General features: G+C 38.0%; 20 protein-coding genes and 1 tRNA gene. 8 read left to right on the top strand and 13 right to left on the bottom strand.

Annotation, left to right across the window (positions count from 1 at the left end):
* Positions 1 to 50: 50 nt before the first annotated feature.
* Both BUL40_RS08190 and BUL40_RS08185 read left to right on the top strand, forming a co-directional pair.
* Positions 51 to 1,100: a cytochrome-c peroxidase gene (locus BUL40_RS08190; protein WP_080318839.1), complete on the top strand. Its 1,050-nt coding sequence runs from the start codon at positions 51 to 53 to the stop codon at positions 1,098 to 1,100.
* Positions 1,063 to 2,058, top strand: coding sequence for a transporter family protein (locus BUL40_RS08185; protein WP_080318838.1), 996 nt, complete (start codon positions 1,063 to 1,065; stop codon positions 2,056 to 2,058). The genes BUL40_RS08190 and BUL40_RS08185 overlap by 38 nt, the downstream gene beginning before the upstream one ends.
* Positions 2,059 to 2,117: 59 nt before the next feature.
* Here the strand turns inward: BUL40_RS08185 and dnaN are convergent, their stop codons facing one another.
* From dnaN to BUL40_RS08160, 5 genes are all read right to left on the bottom strand, one after another.
* Positions 2,118 to 3,236, bottom strand: a complete 1,119-nt coding sequence (dnaN, locus tag BUL40_RS08180) for a DNA polymerase III subunit beta (RefSeq protein WP_010517307.1) — start codon at positions 3,234 to 3,236, stop codon at positions 2,118 to 2,120.
* A 123-nt stretch (positions 3,237 to 3,359) separates the two neighbouring features.
* Positions 3,360 to 5,027 carry a gliding motility-associated ABC transporter substrate-binding protein GldG gene (gene gldG, locus BUL40_RS08175; protein ID WP_080318837.1) on the bottom strand — a complete coding sequence of 556 codons (1,668 nt, stop codon included), beginning with the start codon at positions 5,025 to 5,027 and terminating at the stop codon, positions 3,360 to 3,362.
* 2 nt (positions 5,028 to 5,029) lie between these two features.
* A complete protein-coding gene (gldF, locus tag BUL40_RS08170) occupies positions 5,030 to 5,758 on the bottom strand; it encodes a gliding motility-associated ABC transporter permease subunit GldF (protein ID WP_080318836.1) in 729 nt (242 codons plus the stop codon).
* Positions 5,759 to 5,762: 4 nt separating this feature from the next.
* The gene (locus tag BUL40_RS08165) at positions 5,763 to 6,059 is read right to left on the bottom strand and encodes a putative quinol monooxygenase (protein WP_080318835.1); all 297 of its coding nucleotides are present in this window, start codon (positions 6,057 to 6,059) and stop codon (positions 5,763 to 5,765) included.
* Positions 6,056 to 6,889: an SAM hydrolase/SAM-dependent halogenase family protein gene (locus BUL40_RS08160; RefSeq protein ID WP_080318950.1), complete on the bottom strand. Its 834-nt coding sequence runs from the start codon at positions 6,887 to 6,889 to the stop codon at positions 6,056 to 6,058. Before BUL40_RS08160 ends, BUL40_RS08165 begins: the two co-directional genes overlap by 4 nt.
* Positions 6,890 to 7,008: 119 nt before the next feature.
* On the opposite strand from BUL40_RS08160, the gene BUL40_RS08155 reads away from it, so the two are divergent.
* The 5 genes from BUL40_RS08155 (at position 7,009) to acs (ending at position 13,081) form a co-directional block, all read left to right on the top strand.
* Complete coding sequence (locus BUL40_RS08155; protein ID WP_010517300.1) at positions 7,009 to 7,968, top strand: PhoH family protein; 960 nt, start codon at positions 7,009 to 7,011, stop codon at positions 7,966 to 7,968.
* Positions 7,969 to 7,971: 3 nt separating this feature from the next.
* Complete coding sequence (locus BUL40_RS08150) at positions 7,972 to 8,928, top strand: phosphoribosylaminoimidazolesuccinocarboxamide synthase (RefSeq protein WP_080318834.1); 957 nt, start codon at positions 7,972 to 7,974, stop codon at positions 8,926 to 8,928.
* A 186-nt stretch (positions 8,929 to 9,114) separates the two neighbouring features.
* The gene (locus tag BUL40_RS08145; RefSeq protein ID WP_080318833.1) at positions 9,115 to 9,369 is read left to right on the top strand and encodes a DUF4212 domain-containing protein; all 255 of its coding nucleotides are present in this window, start codon (positions 9,115 to 9,117) and stop codon (positions 9,367 to 9,369) included.
* Complete coding sequence (locus tag BUL40_RS08140) at positions 9,369 to 11,144, top strand: sodium:solute symporter family protein (RefSeq protein ID WP_080318832.1); 1,776 nt, start codon at positions 9,369 to 9,371, stop codon at positions 11,142 to 11,144. Before BUL40_RS08145 ends, BUL40_RS08140 begins: the two co-directional genes overlap by 1 nt.
* Before the next feature lie 29 nt (positions 11,145 to 11,173).
* Positions 11,174 to 13,081, top strand: a complete 1,908-nt coding sequence (gene acs / locus BUL40_RS08135; protein WP_080318831.1) for an acetate--CoA ligase — start codon at positions 11,174 to 11,176, stop codon at positions 13,079 to 13,081.
* A 36-nt stretch (positions 13,082 to 13,117) separates the two neighbouring features.
* On the opposite strand, the gene BUL40_RS08130 is transcribed toward acs, so the two are convergent.
* From BUL40_RS08130 to BUL40_RS08095, 8 genes are all read right to left on the bottom strand, one after another.
* On the bottom strand, positions 13,118 to 15,157 hold the full coding sequence (locus BUL40_RS08130) for a DUF2231 domain-containing protein (protein ID WP_080318830.1): 2,040 nt from the start codon (positions 15,155 to 15,157) through the stop codon (positions 13,118 to 13,120).
* 4 nt (positions 15,158 to 15,161) lie between these two features.
* A complete protein-coding gene (locus BUL40_RS08125) occupies positions 15,162 to 15,974 on the bottom strand; it encodes a hypothetical protein (protein ID WP_080318829.1) in 813 nt (270 codons plus the stop codon).
* Positions 15,974 to 17,005 (bottom strand): NHL repeat-containing protein, encoded by a 1,032-nt coding sequence (locus BUL40_RS08120; RefSeq protein WP_080318828.1) that lies wholly within the window; start codon positions 17,003 to 17,005, stop codon positions 15,974 to 15,976. Before BUL40_RS08120 ends, BUL40_RS08125 begins: the two co-directional genes overlap by 1 nt.
* Complete coding sequence (locus BUL40_RS08115; RefSeq protein ID WP_080318827.1) at positions 17,005 to 18,498, bottom strand: DUF1501 domain-containing protein; 1,494 nt, start codon at positions 18,496 to 18,498, stop codon at positions 17,005 to 17,007. Before BUL40_RS08115 ends, BUL40_RS08120 begins: the two co-directional genes overlap by 1 nt.
* Positions 18,495 to 20,825, bottom strand: coding sequence for a PSD1 and planctomycete cytochrome C domain-containing protein (locus BUL40_RS08110; protein ID WP_080318826.1), 2,331 nt, complete (start codon positions 20,823 to 20,825; stop codon positions 18,495 to 18,497). The genes BUL40_RS08115 and BUL40_RS08110 overlap by 4 nt, the downstream gene beginning before the upstream one ends.
* A 154-nt stretch (positions 20,826 to 20,979) precedes the next feature.
* The gene (locus tag BUL40_RS08105) at positions 20,980 to 21,627 is read right to left on the bottom strand and encodes a 3'-5' exonuclease (RefSeq protein ID WP_080318825.1); all 648 of its coding nucleotides are present in this window, start codon (positions 21,625 to 21,627) and stop codon (positions 20,980 to 20,982) included.
* A gap of 1 nt (position 21,628) precedes the next feature.
* Positions 21,629 to 23,548: a DUF294 nucleotidyltransferase-like domain-containing protein gene (locus BUL40_RS08100; RefSeq protein ID WP_080318824.1), complete on the bottom strand. Its 1,920-nt coding sequence runs from the start codon at positions 23,546 to 23,548 to the stop codon at positions 21,629 to 21,631.
* Between the two features lie 67 nt (positions 23,549 to 23,615).
* A tRNA-Met gene (locus BUL40_RS08095) sits at positions 23,616 to 23,689 on the bottom strand.
* Positions 23,690 to 23,821: 132 nt separating this feature from the next.
* On the opposite strand from BUL40_RS08095, the gene BUL40_RS08090 reads away from it, so the two are divergent.
* On the top strand, positions 23,822 to 24,205 hold the full coding sequence (locus BUL40_RS08090) for an START-like domain-containing protein (protein WP_010517282.1): 384 nt from the start codon (positions 23,822 to 23,824) through the stop codon (positions 24,203 to 24,205).
* Positions 24,206 to 24,254: the final 49 nt, after the last annotated feature.

The raw sequence follows: 24,254 nt of genomic DNA, 5'->3' as shown, positions 1-24,254 counted from the left end.
ATAAAACCTTCTCCTTGCTAATAACAAGGGGAAGGTAAATAGGTATTGCAATGCAAAAGTGGATAGTACTATTAGCTGTTGTTGCGGTAATTATAGCATGCCAAAACAACGCTGAGGAAGAATATATAGCGGTACCAACACCAATGGAACTTTCTATACCTACCAACTTTCCTGAGGTTGCCTACAATTTAGAGGTAAACCCTTTAACCGAGGAAGGTTTTGAATTGGGTAAGAAACTATTCTATGATGGAAGCTTGTCTTCTACCGGTGTTGTTAGCTGTGGTTTTTGCCATGAACAGGCGTTTTCCTTTACGCATCATGGGCATACGGTGAGTCACGGTGTTAATGGATTGGAAGGATTTAGAAACGCACAACCCTTGCATAATCTTGCTTTTTTTAATGAATTTACGTGGGATGGTGCAGCTACGCATTTAGACCTGCAACCAATAATTCCTATAACGAGCGAGGTGGAAATGAACGAGCGTATCCCTAACGTACTTTCTAAGTTAAGGGCAGACAAAGAATATCCTAAATTGTTTACCAAAGCCTATGGAGATGATGTGATAAATAGTGAGCGATTATTGAAAGCACTATCCCAATTTATGCTGCAAATGGTTTCTGGTAACAGTAGATATGACAAATACAGTAGGGGAGAAGGCGAAATACTAACGGACAAAGAATTGGCCGGTTTAGAAACTTTTAGACAAAAATGTGCTAATTGCCATGCAGGCGAATTGTTTACGGACCAAAGCTACAGAAACAATGGGTTACCCATGAACCCAAATTTTCCTGAAGAAGAAGGCCGAAAAAGAGTAAGTGGATTTCAAGAGGACCATTACAAATTTAGGGTGCCTAGTTTAAGGAATATAGAACTGACATTTCCTTACATGCATGATGGTAGGTTTGGAACCTTGGAAGCGGTAATGGATTTTTATGCCAATGGCATGGTTGCCAATGGTACTGTGGATCCAAGCTTAATAGATAGTAACGGAAGTTTGGGTATACCCTTATCAATTACTGAAAAGGAAAATATAATAGCATTTTTAAAAACATTAACGGATAATGAATTTATTGAAGACAAAAGGTTTGCGGAGTTTTAGTCTATTTCTCTATTCTATTTTGGTAGCATTTATGGCAAATGCCAATCCTTGCCCGAAACCTTTGGGAACATACAAATTTGATTGCGATTTCTGTGGCTGTGCCACAACGGGAGGGAATTTTGGCTTTGGAACGTTGGGTAATACCAACTTTATAGGTGTTCGCTATAGTTATCAGCAGTTTAAATCTAAGGATGGTATTTTTGAGAACAGTCCTACTAGTCAGGAACATTTTAATACCTATCAAGTATGGGCAAAAATACCAATTGCCTCTAATTTTCATATTACGGCAACGGTACCCTACCAAGATTTAAATAGGGAGTTTACAGACCGTACGGAGCAGTTGAACGGTCTAGGGGATATTAGTTTAATAGGTTGGTATACCCTAAATTTTAAAAAGAACCAGATTCAAGATGAGGATGCTGATGCAAGCAGGATTTCAATGCCGGTGTTTACAGGTCATTCCCTACGGTTTGGAATGGGAATAAAGCTACCAACGGGTGAATTTGAACAAGTACTTACGGAAAGGGTAAATCCAGGTTTTCAATTGGGTACCGGTAGTACCGATGCTATTTTTTCCGCTGGCTATAGCTATAGCAAGAACATGTTTGGGATTAACGCTACAGGAAGCTATTTTTTAAAAGGCGAAAACAGGAACGCGTATCGATTTGGAGACCAACTAAGCTATAATGCCAAGGTGTTCAATGGTTTTTTGGTAGGTACAAACGTATTAGCCCCATTTGTAGGGTTAAGTGGCGATTTTTTCCAAAAAATAGAACAGTACGGAGACCAATTACCAGATACCAATGGGTATATGCATTTGGGTACAATAGGGGCAGAGTTGAGTCTAAAAAGATTGGTTGTAGGTGCGGACATTGGTATTCCCTTACGTCAAGAATTATTTGCAGACGATGTTAAAATAAAACAGCGTTTGCTATTTTACTTGAATTACACGTTATAGAATAAAACAAAAAACCACCGTGAAAACGGTGGTTTTTATGAAGATTATCTCTTTTGGTATTATCCGTTTAACATAACTGGCATTACCAACATGGTTACTTTTTCTCCCTCATCAAGACCATCTGCGGGGGTTAATATACCCGCTCTGTTGGGCAAGCTCATTTCTAGGGTAACATCATCAGAAGAAAGGTTGTTTAACATTTCTACTAAAAAGCGCGAGTTAAAGCCAATTTGCATGTCGTCTCCTTGGTATGCACAAGACAAACGCTCTTCCGCTTTGTTGCTGTAATCTACATCTTCTGCAGAAATGTTTAATTCCGCGCCTGCAACTTTTAATCGTATTTGATGGGTTGTTTTGTTAGAGAAAATAGATACACGCTTTACACTACTCAAAAACTGGGAACGGGATATGCTTAGCACGTTTGGGTTTTCTTTTGGTATTACCGCTTCATAATTAGGGTACTTACCGTCAATTAACCTACAAATAAGTTCACTATTATCAAACGTAAACTTGGCGTTACTTTCGTTATATTCAATTTTTACCTCGCTTTCAGAACCAGCTAAAATTCCTTTTAAGAGATTCAAAGGTTTTTTAGGCATAATAAATTCTGCAACCTCAGAAGCACTAATATCTTCTCTCTGGTATTTTACCAATTTATGCGCATCTGTAGAAACAAATGTTAGGCTTTCTGGAGAAAATTGAAAAAACACTCCGCTCATCACCGGGCGTAGGTCATCATTACCCGCGGCAAAAATGGTTTTATTGATGGCCGTTGCCAACACATCGCCTAAAATAGTAGTAGAACTAGGTTCTGTAAGTTCTATTGCTTTAGGAAATTCTGCACCATCTGCATAGGCTAGGGCATACTTACCATGGTTAGAACTAATTTCTACCGTATTGTTGTCTTCTACCACAAAGGTTAGCGGTTGTTCCGGAAACGTTTTTAAGGTGTCCAATAGTAATTTTGCCGGTAAAGCAATTAGTCCCTCAGAATCTGAATCTACCTCGATTACGGAACTCATGGTGGTTTCCAAATCAGAAGCGGATACGGTTAAGCTGTTCTGTTTTAAATCGAACAAAAAGTTATCTAAAATTGGCAAGGTGTTACTATTGTTGATTACACCGCCCAAAACTTGTAGTTGTTTTAATAAATACGTACTAGATACTATGAATTTCATCAAATAGATTTTTGCAATCCGGTTTCTACATTTTTCAATTTTAGCCGTAGCTAAAGTGCTTACAAATGGCTAACAGCAAATATATCTTAAAACTACGGCGTTAAGAAACTAATTTATTAACACTTAGCTTTTATAGCTTTGCTTTCTATACCAACTATAAATCAATCCCAATAAAAGTAATAAACTTACTGGTAATAAGGTGTTTATAAGTTGCCATTTTTGTTTGGTATCCGCAATTTTTTGTGGGTCTAATACAGGAATACTTACTTTTTTATTTCGGATGTTTATAAGTCCTGTATCATCTAGCAAATAATTTACGCAGTTTACCAAGAATTCCTTGTTTCCGTAAAAGCTGTTGGTCCATTTATCAAAGCCCAACTCTAGTGGTCTTCCACGCTCCATTTGGTTTTTAACAATGTCCCCGTCTGCTATTACGATCATCTTGTTGTTTGGTCCTTCTTCTACTGAATTTTGATGCAAAATGGGTTTTACCCTGTTCTTATAGGCACTGGTGAACCTACCCTCTATCAATACGGCCAAAGGGGCACCTGCATTGGGTGTATAGTCTTCTTGTTTAGGGGGATTTGCTAATAGATTCAGATTAATTTCTTTAGGTATGCCCTCTGTTCTAGAAAGGGGTGAAGCCTGTAGCAAAACGGTTTTTTTGTAGGCATTGGACAACGTATCTATACCGTTTGCAAATTGCAACCGTACGGCTTCAATATTTTTGTTAATGGGGTGGTTTTCCCTTGAAAAAACCATAGGATTATAGGGCCAAGGATACGGATTATATTGGCTGTCGTTTCCACTACCATTCGCCATTACAATTGGTGTGTTATACAAGTCGTTCACCAAGACGGGATTAACACGTACACCATATTTAAACAACAAATCGTCTAGCTCCAAATTAAAAGGAAGCGCAATAGCGCTACCCGTATCGTTGTATAGACTATCCATTTCCATGGCCACTTGGTCTAATAACCATAAGGTTTTACCACCCTGTACCATGTATTGGTCCAATACATACTTCTCCTGATCATTAAAGGGCAATGTAGGCTTGGCAATTAGGGCCATATCAAAACCATTTAATTGCGCTAAAACACCATTGGCATTAGCACTCACGGAATCTAAGGTAATGGCCCCTATGTTGTAATATTCTTTTATGGAAGTTAGAAAATCGGCTAGGTATTGATCTGCTAATTCTCCATTACCTTTTAAAACTGCAATTTTCTTTTTATTCGTGGTGGTTAATTTGGTAAAAGCATCAGCAAAAGCATATTCCAAATTTTGTACGGAGTTATTGATGCGTTCCTCTGGTGTGGCCCCAAGTTTATTTTTTAATAAAGGAACTTTTACCGTTTTGTTACCATAGTTTATCATGGCCCAAGGAAAGACAAATTCTTGAGATGTTTTACCATCTTGGTTAATGGTTACAGAAGCTGGTTTCAAACCCAAATTCTGTAATTCTACTAGGGTTTGTTCTTTATTGGTTACACCTTCTAATGGATTAACCAGGTTATATGAAATTTTACTGTTTTCTGCCTTAAATTGGTCTAAGAGCAACAGGGTTTCATTTTTTAAACGATTGAATTCAGAAGGTAAGTTCCCTTCCAATAAAATGTCCACGATTACTGGTGCTTCAAATTGAATTACCGTTTCCTTTGCAGCTGCAGATAATGTATAGCGCTTATCTTCCGTTAAATCAATTCGAGTATATACTAACGCGGCTAATACATTTAAACCAACCAATACAACTAGTGCTAGCGCAACATTTTTTAGATTCTTCGCCATAACTATCTTTTATTTTTGATTTGTAAATAGCTTAAGCAAAGAAAGAATAGGATAAGACTAATAAAATAAACTAAGTCTCTAGTATCTATGATACCTCTTGCAATACTATTAAAATGAGCGTTTGCACCTAAATTGGAAACGAGTTCTTGCGTGCTACCATCTGTTAACAAAGAGGCAAGGGCATCAAACCCAAAAAAGATTAGAAAACACAATAGCACACCTAAGAGAAAAGAAAAAATCTGATTGTTGCTTACCGTAGAAGCAAATAAGCCAATTGCATGAAAAAGGCCAATTAAAAAGAACAGACCAAAATAAGAGCCTATAATTACACCTAAATCATAATTATTAGTGTCCATGCCCAGTGCACCAATACAAAAAACGTACACTAGGGTTGGTAATAGCATTAGCATGGAAACCAAAAGTGTTCCTAAATATTTGCCCAATATAATTTTAGGAATGCCAATAGGTTTTATCAAAAGCAATTCCATGGTACCCATTTTATATTCCTCTGAAAAGCTTTTCATGGTTATGGCCGGTATGATAAATAGGAATATCCACGGTGCAAAAAGAAAAAATTTACTTAAATCCGCAAAACCGTAATCTAAGATGTTAAAATCGCCTTTAAATACCCAAAGGAAAAGACTACTTAGGATTAAAAAAACACCTATGATTAAAAATCCTAGAGGTGAATTAAAGAAAGATTGAAGTTCTTTTTTTAGTATGGCATTCATTGATTTACGCTAAGGTATGTTTTTTGGTTACACTCCATGCTTCTGGTTTAGCTGCGAACAGCACCTTTGTTTTGCTCCAAACCGACTTGAAAAAATCGGATTGCCTGTAGCTTTCCAAATGATCTTGGGTTTCCCAATAGCTATAGGTGAAAAATTGCTGTGGCGAATTTACATCTTGATATAATTCTAAAAAATTACAACCTTCAAAATTTCGGATATTGGCCTTGGTTTCTTCAAAAATGTGCTCAAAGTTGGCAATTTCTTCGGTTTTAAAAGTCAGTTTTACAATTCTTACGATCATGCATCAAAATTAATGGTTATGATATCTCGGTATTGCAGCCCAATAAGGGTAGAAACACCACCAACGGTATTTAAATCACTTTTATAAATGGCCAGTTCTAGGTAGCCTGCTGCATTAAAAAGCGCCAATAGGTCTCCTGGTCCTTTACGTTGGTTTTTTTCTTTGTTGTAATCCACAATTCCGTTATAACTTTTTTGTATCGCTTTTATACGTTGCCTTCTTGCGGTTATTTCAAAGGTTCTGCCGTTGCGGTAAGCATCAAAGGTGCTGCGTTCTATGTTGGTTACAACATTACCGTAATTATCAATATAGATGACATTGCCAATTATGGTATTGCCGTTATTTTCAATTCTAGGCTTAAAATCACGTAATTCCTTTAGTTCGTCAAAAGGCGTACAAACCACCTCTGGTTGCCCACCTCTTGCCAAATGTGCTGCTACCGGAACAAAAATATCTTGGGTTGGAAAGCTTGATATTTCTCCGTTTGGGAGGTTTATCGCCATGATTTTTTCTGGAGGTTTTTCTGAGGTAACCAATGAAATTACCCCATTATTGGCACTAATAAAATAATGCCCATCTACTAATACCACAATATGTTCGTTTTCTGGAGACCATTCTGCATCAATACCAATAATATGGATACTGCCTTTGGGAAACGCTTTATAACTATTTTTGAGTAAATAGGCACATTCATGAATATTAAACGGCGAAATGGAATGCGAGATATCAACAATAGTGGTAGTAGGCACTTCTGTTAGTAAGGCCCCTTTTAACACGGCTACAAAGTGGTCCTTGGTTCCAAAGTCTGTGGTAAGAGTAATTATCGCCATATAGGCTGTTAATAGTTTTTTGCTAGTTAAAACTGTATTTTGGTTAAGTTTGTTTGTAAAATTAATTAAAAACAAAGAACAGCGAATTTATTACCCCACAACTTTAATACTTTCTTTTTTTGAACGAACTAATAATAGAACTTACAGAGATTAGTCCAAGAGATTTTTTTGGCAATCAGAACGAGAATATAGAATTACTCAAAAAGTATTTTCCTAAACTAAAAATTGTTGCCCGTGGCAACAAAATAAAGGTTTATGGCGATGAAGAATTGTTAGAAGAGTTTGATCGCCGTTTTGACATGATAACGGAGCACTTTGCCAAGTACAATAAAATAGATGAGAACGCAATTGAGCGGTTACTAACAAGTGATTCTAAAGAAGAAATACAATCTTCTGCAGCTAGTGGCGAGGTATTGGTACATGGGGTAAGTGGTAGGCTTATTAAAGCACAAACCGTAAACCAACGAAAGTTGGTAGACGCCATCATGAAAAACGATATGGTTTTTGCCATAGGACCAGCAGGTACGGGAAAAACCTACACCGGTGTAGCAATGGCTGTTAAGGCATTAAAGGAAAAACAGGTAAGACGCATAATTTTAACCAGACCAGCCGTTGAAGCTGGTGAAAACCTTGGTTTTTTACCAGGAGATCTAAAAGAGAAGTTAGACCCTTACATGCAACCATTGTACGATGCATTACGGGATATGATCGCTCCAGAAAAATTAGATAAATACATAGAAGACGGTACCATACAGATTGCACCCATGGCGTTTATGCGGGGTAGAACTTTAGACAATGCGTTCGTTATTTTGGATGAGGCACAGAATACTACCCATGCCCAGATGAAGATGTTCTTGACACGTATGGGTAAAAATGCAAAATTCTTATTAACGGGCGATCCTGGACAAATTGATCTTCCTAGAAGGGTAATCTCTGGTCTAAAGGAGGCTATCTTAATATTGAAAAATGTTGAGGGGATTAAAATTATCTATCTGGACGATAAAGACGTTATTAGACATAAACTTGTAAAAAAGGTAATAGAGGCTTATAAAGACATAGAGCATCAAAATCAATTTTAATAGATGGCTGTAAATACATTAATGGATACCCACTACACCTTTGCAAAACAGCAAGGGGTTTATAAGGGTAAGGTAAGAGAAGTATATACGTTAGAAAATGATATCCTTGTAATGGTGGCTACAGACCGTCTTTCCGCATTTGATGTGGTAATGCCAAAGGGTATACCTTACAAAGGGCAAATCTTAAACCAGATTGCCACAAAAATGATGCAGGCCACGGAAGATATTGTACCCAATTGGTTATTGGCAACCCCAGATCCTAATGTAGCGGTAGGTAAAGCTTGTGAACCTTTTAAGGTAGAAATGGTAATCCGTGGTTATTTATCTGGCCATGCAGCACGGGAGTACAAAGCAGGAAAACGTAGCTTATGTGGTGTTGCCATGCCAGAAGGTATGAAGGAAAACGATAAATTTCCTGAACCAATTATAACGCCGGCAACTAAGGCAGAACAGGGTGATCACGACGAGGATATAGCTAGAGAAGCTATTCTTTCTAGAGGTATTGTTGCCGAGGCAGATTATAAGGTATTAGAGAATTATACTAAAGCCCTTTTTGAGCGCGGAACCGAAATCGCGGCCAAAAGAGGCCTAATTTTGGTGGATACAAAATATGAATTTGGCAAAACCAAAGATGGGCAGATTGTATTAATAGATGAAATACACACACCGGATTCTTCTAGATATTTTTATGCAGATGGTTATGCCGAGCGCCAGCAAAAGGGAGAAGCACAAAAACAGCTTTCAAAAGAGTTTGTTCGCCAATGGTTAATCAGTAATGGTTTTCAAGGATTGGAAGGCCAAACTGTACCCCATATGTCAGATGAATATATTAATTCTGTTTCTGAAAGATATATAGAGCTATATGAGAGTATTACAGGCGAAACTTTTGTAAAAGCAGATGTAAGTAATATTCATGAGCGTATAGGTAACAATGTTAATAGTTACCTTAAAGAATTATAGTTTTAGATAATATTTAGTAAACAACCCCAATAGTTCGCCACTGGGATTGTTTTGTTTTATAAGAATTTAACTTTTAGGTTATTTAGTTAAAAATGTAGTAAACTCTCAGAATATTGCGTTGGTTGTATAGAAATGTTCATATCTACACTTTAAAAATTTTCTATCTTTCAGGTTCAAACTGAACCAATGCAAACTGAACAACACAAGAAATACTGGCGTTTTAATCTTACCTATTTAGCTATTTTATTGGCTATTTGGTTTTTAGTCTCTTATGGCTTTGGCATACTGTGGGTAGAACAATTAAATACCATCCGTTTAGGCGGTTTTAAATTGGGCTTTTGGTTTGCCCAACAAGGTTCTATATATGTTTTTGTGCTGCTTATTTTTATTTATGTTGTTCTTATGAATCGTTTGGACAAGAAATTTAATCTAGACGAGTAATGGGAATACAAACGTGGACATTTATTTTGGTGGGTATTACGTTTGCCCTTTATATAGGAATAGCCATTTGGTCTAGGGCAGGTTCTACAAAAGAATTTTATGTTGCCGGCGGAGGTGTTTCTCCTTTGGCAAATGGGTTAGCTACCGCAGCAGATTGGATGTCTGCCGCATCCTTTTTGGGCATGGCCGGTATAATTGCCTTTTCAGGTTATGATGGCTCGGTTTATCTAATGGGTTGGACAGGCGGTTATGTACTTCTAGCACTACTCTTGGCACCTTATTTGAGAAAATTTGGAAAATTTACCGTTCCGGATTTTATAGGAGATAGGTATTATTCAAATGTAGCAAGAACGGTGGCTATTGTGGCGGCGTTATTTGTTTCCTTTACCTATGTGGCGGGCCAAATGCGAGGTGTGGGCGTTGTATTTAGTCGTTTTTTAGACGTTGAGGTAAATACAGGAGTGTACATTGGTATGGCCGTGGTATTATTCTACGCTTTTTTAGGTGGAATGAAGGGAATAACCTATACCCAAGTGGCCCAATATTGTGTACTGATTTTTGCCTTTATGGTCCCCGCAATTTTTATTTCTTTGATGGCTACGGGTAATCCCGTACCACAGCTAGGAATGGGGGCAGCCGGAAGCGATGGTATTTATTTATTGGATAAGCTAGATGGTTTAATGACAGATTTAGGTTTTACCGCATATACAGATGGCACGAAGTCTAAAATGGATGTCTTTTTTATAACAGCGGCATTAATGATGGGTACTGCTGGTTTACCCCATGTAATTATTCGGTTTTTTACAGTTCCAAAGGTAAAAGATGCCCGTAAGTCTGCTGGTTTTGCTTTGCTTTTTATTGCAATTCTATATACCACTGCGCCCGCAATTGCTGTGTTTGCCCGTACCAATTTGATGGAAACGGTACAAAACACTCCATATAAAGAAATACCGGCCTGGTTTACCAAATGGGAAGATACAGGGCTTATTGCATGGACAGATAAGAACAAAGATGGAAAAATACAGTATGCTCCCGGTAATGCCTTAGCAGATGCCAAACCAATTTTTGAAACAAAAAGAGGGGTAAACGGAGAACGTTTAATAGCCAATCCAAGCCCAACAGTGAATGAATTGTATGTAGATCGGGACATTACCGTATTGGCCAATCCGGAAATAGCTAATTTACCCAATTGGATCATTGCTTTGGTTGCGGCTGGCGGTCTAGCAGCAGCTTTGTCTACCGCAGCAGGTTTACTGTTGGTAATTTCTACTTCAATTTCCCATGATTTGGTAAAAAAACAAATAGCCCCAGAAATATCAGATAAGAAAGAATTATTGATTGCGAGGTTATCATCGTTGGTTGCAGTCTTGGTAGCGGGCTATTTTGGTATTAATCCACCAGGATTTGTCGCATCCGTGGTAGCCTTGGCTTTTGGCTTGGCGGCATCGTCTTTTTTCCCTGCAATTGTTTTGGGTATTTTTAGTAAACGCATGAATAGGGAAGGTGCCATAACGGGTATGTTGGCCGGTTTGGCCATAACCTGCTATTACATAGCGCGCTTTAAACTGGGATGGATAGGAAATCCAGATACCGCAACTCAAGAATATTGGTGGTTTGGTATTTCTCCAGAAGGTTTTGGTACCGTAGGTATGTTGGTGAATTTTAGCATTGCACTAGTGGTTTCATCCGTTACAACCGCACCACCAGAACATGTACAAGAAATAGTGGAGAACATTAGAATACCTAGTGGTGCAGGTGAAGCTATAGAACATTAAACAGAAACAATAAAGACTTATATTTTACAATGAGTAATTACCACATTAAACATTTAGAAGAATATTTTCAAGTATACCGTAGATCCGTTAGAAATCCTGAAAATTTTTGGGAAGAGATAGCAGAAGAACACTTCTTATGGCGTAAAAAATGGAACAACGTATTAGAATGGGATTTTAGCAAACCAGAAGTAAAATGGTTTTCTGGTGCGCAATTGAACATTACTGAAAATTGTATTGACCGTCATTTACATGTTAGGGGAAATAAAACGGCCATTTTATTTGAACCTAACAATCCAGATGAAGCGGCGGAGCATATATCCTATTTAGAACTGCACAAACGCGTATCTAAGTTTGCCAATGTGTTAAAGGATAAGGGTATAAAAAAAGGGGATAGGGTAGTTATTTATTTACCTATGATTCCAGAATTGGCTATATCCCTATTGGCCTGCGCGCGTATTGGAGCCGTACACTCCGTAGTGTTTGCCGGTTTCTCGGCTTCGGCTTTAGCAACTAGAATTCAAGATTGTGAGGCTAAAATGGTGATTACCTCAGATGGTTCTTATCGTGGAGCAAAAACCATCGACTTAAAAGGTATTGTAGATGAGGCTTTAGAGGACTGCCCAACGGTAGAAAAAGTATTGGTAGCCAAGCGTATCCATTCCGATATCAAACTAAAAGAAAATAGAGATGAATGGTTACAACCTTTATTAGATGAAGCCTATGGCGATTGCGTGCCAGAAATAGTGGATTCTGAAGACCCACTATTTATTTTGTACACTTCTGGCTCTACGGGTAAACCCAAGGGAATGATGCATACTACGGGTGGTTATATGGTCTATTCTGCCTATTCATTTAAAAACGTTTTTCAGTATAGAGAAGAAGATGTGTATTGGTGTACTGCAGATATTGGTTGGATTACAGGGCATTCCTATATTGTTTACGGTCCTTTGGCCAACGGGGCTACAACGGTTATGTTTGAGGGTGTACCTTCGTATCCCGATTATGGCCGCTTCTGGGAAATTGTTCAAAAACATAAGGTTACACAATTTTATACAGCGCCAACGGCAATTAGGGCCCTGGCTAAAGAAAATATTGATTTTGTTACCAAATATGATTTATCGTCCTTGAAAGTTTTAGGAACGGTTGGAGAGCCTATAAATGAGGAAGCTTGGCATTGGTACAATGATCATGTTGGCGAAAAGAATTGCCCTATTGTAGATACCTGGTGGCAAACCGAAACCGGTGGCATTATGATATCTCCTATACCGTTTAGTACGCCAACAAAGCCTACTTACGCCACTTTACCCTTACCAGGAATACAACCCGCTTTAATGGATGAAAACGGCAAAGAGATAAAGGGTAATCAGGTAGACGGTAGATTGTGTATAAAATACCCTTGGCCTTCTATGGCTAGAACAATTTGGGGCAACCACCAACGCTATAAAGACACCTATTTTTCCGCTTTTGAGAACATGTATTTTACCGGGGATGGCGCATTACGTGATGAGGTAGGCTATTACCGTATTACGGGTAGGGTAGATGACGTAATTATTGTTTCTGGTCATAATTTGGGTACTGCACCTATAGAGGATGCCATAAACGAGCATCCTGCGGTTGCGGAATCTGCCATTGTTGGTTTTCCGCATGATATTAAGGGAAATGCACTTTACGGCTTCGTAATTTTAAAAGAAACCGGAGAATCTAGGGATAGAAATAACCTAAGAAATGAGATAAATCAGCAAATTTCTGATAAAATTGGCCCTATTGCGAAGCTGAATAAAATACAATTCGTTACCGGACTGCCTAAAACCCGTAGTGGTAAGATTATGAGGAGAATACTTAGAAAAATTGCTTCTAATGATTTAAGTAATTTAGGCGATACGTCTACGTTATTAAATCCTGAAGTGGTAGACCAGATTATAAAAGAGAAACTATAAATTAAAAAAAAGGTCTGGTATAAGCCAGACCTTTTTTTAATTTAAAACCACTTCATCAATAAAAATGAAACTATTACCTCCGGGGTCTGTGTGCCATTCTGGGTTTTTACCTTGGTTTACAATTTCCAATTGAATTCCTTTAACTTTTATCGCATCAAATTCTAAGGTGATGAGGTTGCGTTGTACATCAACATTAGGCTTGTTTTTACCTAAATCAATGGTTTTTATGGTTTTTTTAGCCCCATTTTCGGTAATTCCAATCACTTTATAGCCTATTGGCGAAAAAATCCAACTAGTGGGTGCGGATAAATGACTAACACTTATACTACTTATTTCTTTGTTATCATCAAATAGAAACGTACCCTTGAAGTTTTGTTCCTCGTATCCTAACCATTTACCATCTACAAAATTGGTGCTTCCTCGTTTACCATCAAATAAGGTTACTTCATGCTGTGCTGCATATTTTTCGTGTGGTTTGGCATGCAATTTTCCTTCTTTAATAGGGATGCCACTTTTTATAAAGTCGCGCTTGGCATATTCACTTTTGCCCCAACCTTCTTTTTCACTAAAAGCCAAAACTGTCTGGGTTTTAGAAATGAAAAATGGATTGGTATAGACCTTAAATAGCGTGTCGCTAGTTTTATTTACCACTCCAAAATAGGTGGTTGCTTCCTCAAATGAAGTTTCTATAGTTATACGTAGCGAATCTTTAAAAACTTCTTGATTGGCTACAATTACAGGCGATGTTATTTTACTCGCTTTAAATTTTTCATTGATATCCAATCCTTGCAAAATAATATTTGCGTTACTTAAGGATGTAATGCTTTCTTGCGTTAAAGATTGTGGCGTAACATAAACATGGGTCAATTTTTTGTGCTGCCCCAACTGTTCAGAATTGAGCTTTTTAATAGGAGTGCCAAAAAGGTTTAAAGAGGTTAGATACGGTTTGTTTTTTAGCTTTTCTATTCCCTTATCGGTTACCGTAGTATTATTAAGCTGCAGTTTTATAAGGTTGTTGTATGGCTTAAGCGCGGTTATTAAATCGTCATTGAAATTGGTGTAACTAAGATTGATTTCTACCACATTAGATGCTATATTTTCTAAAGCATCAAAATGGCTAGTTGTTATATTTTTTTGGCGGTTAAAATTGGCAATAAGTAAAGGATTATCTTCTGATAACTGCTGTAAAGAAATTCCCATTTTTGTAATTCTTTCCAAATCTTCTCTTGGAATAAAGTTTGCATTTTTCGCCAATTGAGACAAATCGCTCTGGTCTTCTTCTAAACTAGCAAAATAAGGTTCTAAACGACTATCTTTTTCTAAATCTTCAACAGTACAATCAAAACAGTTCTCGTTTTTAATCCACCAATCTAAGAGCGTAATCTCTTCTGCACTTAGTTGTTGTTTTCCTTTTGGAGGCATGTGTTCATCATCTTCCATAGGCAAGTGTAGCCGATGCATAAATAAATTGGTATAATGGCCAGAAATGGTATCGAATAACAGGCCACTTTCTCCGCCTGCTAAAATTTCTGCTTTAGATGTTAATAGCAAACCACCCTTAGTTTTGGATGTATTATGGCAGCTTACGCACTTTGCTTCTAGTACAGGTTGCACCAATTCTGCGTATACCTGAGCCTTTTCTATATTTGCAATTGCTATTGCCTTTGGACTATGGTCTGTAAATAAAAAGTCTTCACCATGCGTCATGTTACCACCAAAATGCCCTGTTAAGGATAGCAATACTATACCTATGACGAGTAATAGATTATAAATTTTTCTATAAATAGCTTTGGTACAATAGCGTAATACAAACAAGGTTATAGCGCATAGGGTAAAGGCAATACCCATCCATTTGTGATTGTTGAGCATGTCTACATCATAACCGCCATTATCTCCTAAAAACCAACCGGTAGCAATGGATAATAAAGAGAAGAATATGGTAGTGGCTAGTATAAATAATATGGTTTCTTTTTCGTCTTTTTTACGTATCCACTGCCATAATTCTAGTAAAAACGCTAGTATAAAAATGCCTATGGGCAAGTGTACCAATAAGGGGTGCAGGTTTGCTAAATTCATTTGGTCAATTAATCAGTAGTTCGTCTATAAACAGCCATGGAATTGTGCCTTGGCCCAAGTGCCATTGGGGTATAGTTGGTAATGTATTTATTTGGATTTGTAGCTCCTTGTAAGTGCCTTTTTTAATAGGAACGTGTAAAAAGGTAGAGGCTGTTTTTTCTCCCTCTTTTGGTATTTGGATGTTTACTTGTCCAATAATTTTCTTATTACTTTCTACAGTTATTTGTTTTGGTAGAAAAACCCAAGAACCATAATCTCTTAAAACTCCCAAACTTACTAAATATAGGGTAGTAGGTTCTTTTAAATTGATTGTGAAGTTTACCTCAGTAGTCTGGAAACCCAACCAATCGTTACCCGTTCTAAAATTGGTTGTGCCTTTAATCAAATCTTTGAGGCTGGCTTCTTTGTTACCCCTATAAGCAGCTTTAGGTTCTGGTTCTATGCTAATTTTTGCATCAGAAAGTAAACTATTCGCCTTAGTTAACTTTAGGGTTGTGGTATCACTAGTTTGATAATATGGATGGGTACTCCATACCTTTAAAGTGCTTGTTGTTTTAATTTCAATAGGCTTTTTATGATTTGCGGTTCTTGGTTTATCATCTGCTAATTGATAATGTAAAACACTCCCTTTTTCTCCTTCTGTAAAGCTTAACAAGGCTTGTTTTGTGAATAGAAGGGAATCTACATACACCACCGGTGCTGCCAACGCAAAAGTAGATTGTTGATTATTTTCTTGTCCAAAAGCTCCGGAAGTATAACCTACTAATACAATAATAAGTATGCCTTTAAAATAAATCCATCTTAAAACGTACTTCATTACACACGGGTTAATTTTATAGGGTAGGTTTTTCCACTATTCCATTGAGGAACGTACAAATTTTCGTCCTCATCAACACAAACATCATGTGGATGCTTAAAAATGGATAAGGTTTGGTACATGTTTCCTAATTTACCATCAGTATACTTAGGTACGCATCCTCCTGGAGCTGAAACCAATTGGTCGTTTTTGTCCAAAACACAAATAAAACCGGTATCCGGAGAACCATCATGAGACCAGATGGAAGCTAAGTACACGTTCTCATTATGTATTACTGGCCTACAGATATAAGCCCCAGGCAAGTCTATGGTGCTAATAAGTTCACCTGCCATTGAAAAACGTTTTAGTTTGTTCTGTTGTCTGGCTGTGATGAGCAGGGTAGGAGGTTTACCATTTCTAGTATCTATGCATATACCGTGGGCATTATCAAAATGATGCATTTGGGAGCCTTTGCCTCCAAAAATGTTTAGAAGTTCGCCCTTAGCATTGTAATGCGTTATATATTGTGCTCCATAACCATCTGCAATGTAAACATCCCCATTTGAAGCAATAGCCGTTTCCGTAGGAATAAAGCTTGACTTACTTTCGTATTTTTCACTTTCTAATGGACAAGAGTAGACTTGAATTACCTTTCCGTCTAAGGTTGTTTTAATAACCTCGTGCCTGTTGTTATCGCTTATGTACAAATATTCCGTACCATTTTCATCGTGTAGGGTTAAACCATGGGCACCAGGATACTGCGTTCCCCATGCGTTTAATAAGTCTCCATCCTTATTGTAAACCAAGACGTTATTTTTGGTATTATTGGTCAACAAATACAAACGCCCTTTTTTATCCATTACCATTTCATGGCAATCATTAACAGGGTAATATTGACTATTGAGCGCTCCCCAGTTCACATTTACCTTATATTTAAAATCACCATGGCCAACAATACCATTTTCATTGGTTCTTGCTTGGGCAAATAGGGGCAACGATACCAGACCAACAGATGCAACACTTGTCTTCTTAATAAAACTTCTACGCTGCATTAGGCTAAAATATCTTTTACAATATGGCCTTCCACATCGGTTAATCTAAAACGCCTACCTTGATATTTATAAGTAAGCTTTTCATGGTCTATACCCATTAGATGTAGCAATGTAGCTTGGAAGTCATGTACATGTACAGGGTTTTGGGTTATGTTGTAGCCAAAATCATCGGTTTCTCCATATACCAATCCCGGTTTAACACCACCGCCGGCCAGCCACATGGTAAAACATCTTGGATGGTGGTCTCTACCGTAATTGGTATCGGTAAGAATACCTTGGGAATAGTTGGTTCGGCCAAATTCTCCTCCCCAGATTACTAAGGTATCTTCTAATAAACCACGTTGTTTTAAATCTTCTACCAAAGCTGCGGAAGCTTGGTCTACATCTTTGGCTTGTTTTTCTATAGCTCCGGGTAAATTATCGTGCTGGTCCCAGCCCATGTGGTACAATTGTATAAAACGAACGTCTTGCTCTGCCAATTTTCTAGCCAACAGACAATTTGCGGCGTAAGTACCAGGAATTTTAGCATCTGCGCCGTACATTTTGTACACATAATCTGGTTCGTTGGAGGTGTCCATTACCTCTGGCACGGAAGTTTGCATGCGGTAGGCCATTTCATACTGGCTAATTCTACCTTGGGTCTCTGGGTCTCCGTAGTCGTTATAATGGTGCTCATTAAGTTCTGCCAACATATCTAGCATGGCCCGTTTCCCCATTTTGGTCATTCCCTCAGGGTCGTTCAAGTATAATACCGGGTCTTTGGCGGCTCTAAATTGTACTCCTTGGTGCTGAGAATGTAAAAAACCATTACCCCATAATCTAGTGTACAATGGTTGGCCATTTGGCCTTCCCGTGCCACGAGAAAGGAGCACGGTAAATGCAGGTAAATTATCATTTTCAGAACCCAACCCGTAACTCATCCATGAACCAATACAAGGTCTGCCCGGTTGTTGGGAACCCGTTTGAAAAAAGGTTACTGCAGGGTCATGGTTAATAGCTTCTGTATACATGGATTTGATAATACACAGGTCGTCTACAATCTTTGAAGTATAAGGAAGCAAATCGCTCATCCAGGTACCATTAGTTCCATGTTGATTAAAATTAAATAAGGAACCCACTAAAGGAAATTTATCCTGACCGGAAGTCATCCCCGTTAATCGTTGGCCGTTTCTGATGGATTCTGGTAGGTCTTCTCCTCTACGTTTGTTAAGTAAAGGCTTATAATCAAAAAGCTCTAATTGAGATGGGCCGCCACTTTGGAACAAATAGATTACTCGTTTTACTTTGGCATTATGGTGTAAATTTTCTAATATTCCTTTGGTGCCAATAGTCCCGTTGGTTTGCGTTAAAATTCCATTTTCATTTTTACTAAAAAAACTACAACCGGCAAGGGAACTTAACGCTAAACCACCAATACCTAAAGCAGATTTTTTTAAGAAAGCTCTTCTGTTTTCTTGCAGCAAACGTTCTTGTATAATTTTCTTTTCGCTCATCCTCTTGTTATTGTTTCGTCCAGGTTTAGTATGGCATGGGCGGTCAAGGCCAGGCAGGTCCATGCTTCTTGGTCCGTTATTTTTTCATTGGTATAGTTGCCAATAGCCAAATATTCTGTAGGTACAATAGCGCCTTCTGCCACTTTGGTTTTCATATCTTCATGAAATCTGGTTAGCCTGGTTAATTCATCAGCAGTAGGCATACGGCCTGTAGCGTTTCTAAACAATGCTTTTATAGCTGTATCTATAGTTCCATTTTTTTCAGCATATGGAGCAGCCATGGCCCTTGCGGCCTCTATTATCTGTGGGTCGTTAAGCAGTACCAGTGCTTGTAAAGGCGTATTGGTGTCTTCTCGCTTTACGGAGCATAAGTCTCTTGAAGAAGCATCAAAAGTTATCATACTTGGTGGCGGAACGGTACGTTTCCAAAAGGTGTATAAACTTTTGCGGTACAAATCGGTTCCAGAGCCCACCACATAAGTTGCCGTACTACCACCACCACCTCCGGTGGTTTCTTCCCATAAGCCATCTGGTTGATAAGGTTTTACACTAGGGCCACCTATTTCTTTATGCAGTAATCCGCCTAGTTGTAACGCTTGGTCGCGAATGGCACTTGCTGATAATCGAATACGGGGAGCGCGAGCCAACCAATCATTTTCCGGGTCTTTTTCTAAGGCCTCTGGGGTAATTTTGGACGATTGCTGATAGGTTGCCGAAAGCGCCATAAATTTTAGCATTTTTTTGATGTCCCAGTTTTCTTCTTGAAATTTTATGGCTAGGTAATCTAACAATTCTGGGTGCGTAGGCAAGGAACCTTGATTGCCAAAATCATAAGAAGAAGCAACAATACCTTTACCGTACATTTTTTGCCAAAGGCGATTAACCATAATACGTGTCGTTAGTGGATTGCCTTTGTGGAATAGCCATTTGGCCAACCCAAGCCTATTTTTTGGATAGGTTTCTGGATAGGGTAAAATGGCGGTAGGTGTCTCTGGAAAAACTTGCTCTCCCGGCTGGTCATAAACGCCACGATTTAATACATACGTTGGGCGTTCCTTAGCCTTATTGTCCATAACCAAAGAGGTGACATAAGATTCTTGAGATTTGGAAAGGTTAATAAAATCGAGCACTTTATCCGCTTCTTCTTGGGTGATTTTAATATAGGGTTTGGGTATTACCGAGCCATTGGCCATTAAACCATCTTCATCTATACCGTTGAAAAAACTAAAAAGCTGAAAATGCTCTTTTTGACTTATAGGATCGTACTTGTGGTCATGGCAACGGGCACATTCCATGGTCATTCCTAAAAATGCGGTACCAAACGTATTGGTGCGGTCTTCTACATATTCAATTCTGTATTCTTCAGGGATTACACCGCCTTCCGCAGTAATTTTGTGGTTTCTATTAAAACCTGTGGCTAAAATGGATTCCTTATTTGCGTTGGGCAACAAATCGCCTGCCAATTGCATAGTAACAAATTGATCATACGGCATATTTTCATCAAAAGCATGTATAACCCAATCGCGCCAAGGCCACATGGTCCTTTCAAAATCATCTTGGTAGCCGTGGGTGTCCGCATAGCGGGCCACTTCCATCCAATCTGCGGCCATGTGTTCCGCATAATCTGTAGAATTCAATAATTGATCAATCAATTTTTCCCAATTGATATCCTCTTTTAAACCAACTAGGGAATCTAACGCGTTTAAAGTTGGAGGCAAACCGGTAAGGTCTAAATACAGCCGTCTAACCAATATTTCCCTTGGCGCTTTTTCTGAAGGTTTAAACTGATTTTCCTCTAATTTTTGAAATACGAAAGCATCAATTTCATTTTGTATCCAATTGGTATTCTTAAACGCTGGCACTTTTGGTTGTACAGGAGGTATAAAAGCCCAATGTTTTTTATATTCAGCACCTTGCGTTATCCATTTACGTAATAACTCCTTTTCTACGTCAGTTAGGGTTAGATTGGATTCAGGAGGCGGCATAAGCAGACCCGAGTCATCTGTGTAGATACGTGCTACCAAAGAACTTTTTTCAGGATTACCTGGAACAACGGCAAAATGGCCTTGAGCCTCGCCCAATGCTTTATAAGCTTCTTCTGCGGTATGTAGGGATAAGTTGCCTTCTACCGCATTTTTATCGGGTCCATGACATTTGAAACAACGGTCTGATAATATGGGTTTAATATGAAGTGAAAAATCTACCTCGTTGGGAATTGCTTTGCTTTCAGCAATTTGGTCTATCCCAATTTCGGTAGTTTTTACTGCATCTTTACATCCTATAGCTATTAAACATAGTAAGGATAATGCATAAAACTTGTGGTTCATTGCAATTTATTGAGTTTAGTTTCATCAAAAGTTAATTTGATATATCAATAAAGTACTATTTTTTCGACAGATAACAAGTGTGAAGAGATTAGCGGCAAGCAGAAGAATCTTAATTTTCTTTACACATAGCAATGATTAGATAGCGTATTTTGTGCTAGAACCAGATAAAACGTTTTTTGGTTTCTAGATCTTTAAAAGATTTTGGTTTTATTCTATTTGTTATACGTAAAAATGCTAATGCCGTTATGTAGGCATCTCCAAGGGCGGTATGGCGATCTGCTTTACTAATCTTAAAAGTGTCTGCAAGAAAATCTAGTGTATAACGCTTTCGAGTTTGTTCCGATTTGGGAGCTACTTTTTTGTAAAGCAAGGCAGTGTCTAAGGTTTTGTTTTTTAAATCTGGTAATCCATTTCTATTTAGGGCTTCATTAATCATACCTACATCAAAAAATGCGTGGTGTGCAACTAAAACGGAACTTTCCAATAGTTTCAAGAGCTTTTTTAAACCGTCAATTTCAGTTATTCTTTTTGTTTTGCCATTTTTTAAAATTCCATGGATTTTTACCGTGCTAGCATCAAACGTTTCTTGGTCAATAAATACTTCCATAGCATCATTGACCTTAATCTCTTTGTTTTGTAATACAAGGGCGCCAATACTTAAAATACGGTCTTTTCTTAAATTAAAACCTGTAGTTTCTGTATCTAGAACTATATACCTTATTTGGTCTGGATGCTTATTTGTAGCATTTTTTAGTGAATGGATATAATCTTGCCAATAGGGTGGTAGAGATGGGTTTTCCATTTTATCTTATTTGAGCTACTTTAAACCTAAGATTTATCAACTCTTGTATTTCTTTTATGGTCTTAAAGGTTCTTTTTAACTTCATTTTTTCTTCCTTACTTAGCCTATCTAGTTTAATGTACCTGCCGGTATCCTTATTTTCTAATCCTTGTTTGGTCCTAAACTTCAATAATGCTTTAAATGCGTAACTGCAAGCCAAATATATTTCCTTATTGTTGGGTTCTAGCTCTGCTAATTTTTCGTAACGTTCCCAGGTATTGGAAATCCCGGTTATGTTGTGGGAAAGTATCAATACCCGTGCGGCATCACTTAAAGGCATTAAGGTTCTTTTCTTAAGGTCGAACTGGTCTTTGTGCTCACCGTCTTGTTCCACTAAAAAAGACCTAAAAAATCCGGAAGGAGATGGGTTGGTCAATGCATTGCCTGCAACATGGGTCAAGTATATGGGGTATCTGCCAATTTCTTTAAGGATGTATTCTGATAATTGAGCCACCAAGTGGTCGTCTCCGTAAGATTTAGAATAATCAAAAAAGATTAGGGATAACAAAACCTCATCTGGTCCTGGGTTGGTAATCCAGTTGGTAGTTAGTTCTTTAAAACCATCAATACTGGTGCACCATTTTGGGTTAGAGGCCATCATGTCTGCTGGGCAATAAGCATAACCAATATGGTGTAGCCCCTTGGTGATTTTTTTTGCCAAATCTAAAAAATAGGCTTGGGTAACCTCAAATAAATCTTCGGGTACGTTTTCAAATACCAGCGCATTGTCTTGATCGGTATGGAGCATTTGCTCTTGCCTGCCCTGACTGCCCATGGCTAACCATGCAAATTTTACAGGTGGTGCATCTTGCATTGTTTCTAGGCACAACTTTATTATTTGCTTAATGCAGGCGTCATTGATTTCAGAAATAATTTTTGCCACCAAACCCATTGGAATATTCTGGTCCAAATATCCCCTTAAAAGATTCATGGTACTTTTTCTAAGTGGTTTTAGTTGGGCAACAGTTTTGGTACGTTTAATTCCTTTAATCAATACAGATGGATTATTGCCTAAAGACAACATAATATCGTTCTTAGAAAGTATACCTACCGCTTTTGAATTCACAGTGCCGTCTTGGGTTAAAACCAAATGGCTAATGTCGTTTTTCATCATGGCCATTTGTGCCTGGGTAACCGTCATTTTTTTAGGGTAGGTAATAACCGGGCTACTCATAATCTGCTCTGCCGTGGCATGGGGTGTAAAAAGACCCGTAGCAATTTTATTTCTTAAATCTTTATCCGTGATAATTCCAATAGGCAGCTCGTTTTTGGTTATGAGCATAGCGCCTATACGATTTAAGGTCATTTGCTCTGCAATGGTTTTAATGGGGGTTGCAGCATTGCAACTAACTAGATTTTTGGCATATTTTACATCTTGTACATCTAAGAGAACACTTTTATCCTTAGTAGGGTTAAACTTAAAATCGTCTCCAAATAATTTGCCTTTATGACTTTTAGAGTAAGGATTTCTTGTATTGGAGGCAAAGCTTTCTACCAAAAAATCGGCTAGGCGCTCGTTGGATTTAAGTAGCGGCCTAAAACTAGAAAATGGAATGGCATAAAGGATACATTCTTCTTCTGTTCTAGCTTGTAATCTATACTTGTCTTGTGCCATTAAGGGGCGTAAGCCAAAAATATCTCCCTCATCACAAATATCTACAACAATTTGTTCCTGTACACTCCATAGGGCCACGGCACCTTTATGTACGGTATAAAAAACGTTATGTGCGGTTTCTTCTACATCAAAAACAAGCTCATTTTTTTCCTTGTAGATAATGGATACCTCTTCGGAAAGGGTTTCTATCTGGTTTTGTTGTAAATAAGAAAATGGGGGAAAACGTTTAAGAAAGTCCGCCACCCTAAAAGAAATTGTATTCTGCATGCCTTAAAAATAGTTAATTACCAAAACTATGGGCATAAAAAAAGACCACTAAACTAGTGGTCTTTTGTAGCGAGAGGGGGACTTGAACCCCCGGCCTCCGGGTTATGAATCCGACGCTCTAACCAGCTGAGCTACCTCGCCGTCTGTATTAAAACGGGTGCAAATATATGGGTAAATTTTCTCACCATCAAAATTCATTTTTATTTTATTTTTTGAAATATAATTTTATATATTGACGAATTATAAAAACTAATACGATAAACCACACTATACATGAGTGATAAGACGAAATTTGAATTAGAGTTTGTTATACAATCTTCCCCCCAATTATTATACAATTATATTTCTACCCCTTCCGGACTTTCTGAATGGTTTGCAGATAACGTAAATTCTAGAGGCGAGCTTTTTACCTTTATCTGGGATGGTGCAGAAGAAGAAGCGAAGTTATTAAAGAGAAAATCAGACGAGTTTGTTCGTTTTAGATGGGAAGAAACAGAAGACGATGCCTATTTTGAGATGCGTATTATAGTAGATGAAATTACCAAAGATGTTTCTTTGTTTATCTCTGATTTTGCAGAAGATGATGAAGTAGAGGAGGCCAAATTGTTATGGCAGAATCAAATTTCGGACTTAAAACAAGTGCTAGGTTCAAAATAGAATTCATAAAATATAGCAGTATCTTTGATCCCGATTTAAAAATCGGGAT

It is taken from the genome of Croceivirga radicis, assembly GCF_002072105.2.
Classification (GTDB): Bacteria; Bacteroidota; Bacteroidia; order Flavobacteriales; family Flavobacteriaceae; genus Croceivirga; species Croceivirga radicis.
Note: the sequence above shows the minus strand (reverse complement) of the source record. Positions and strands in the feature narration are given on the sequence as shown.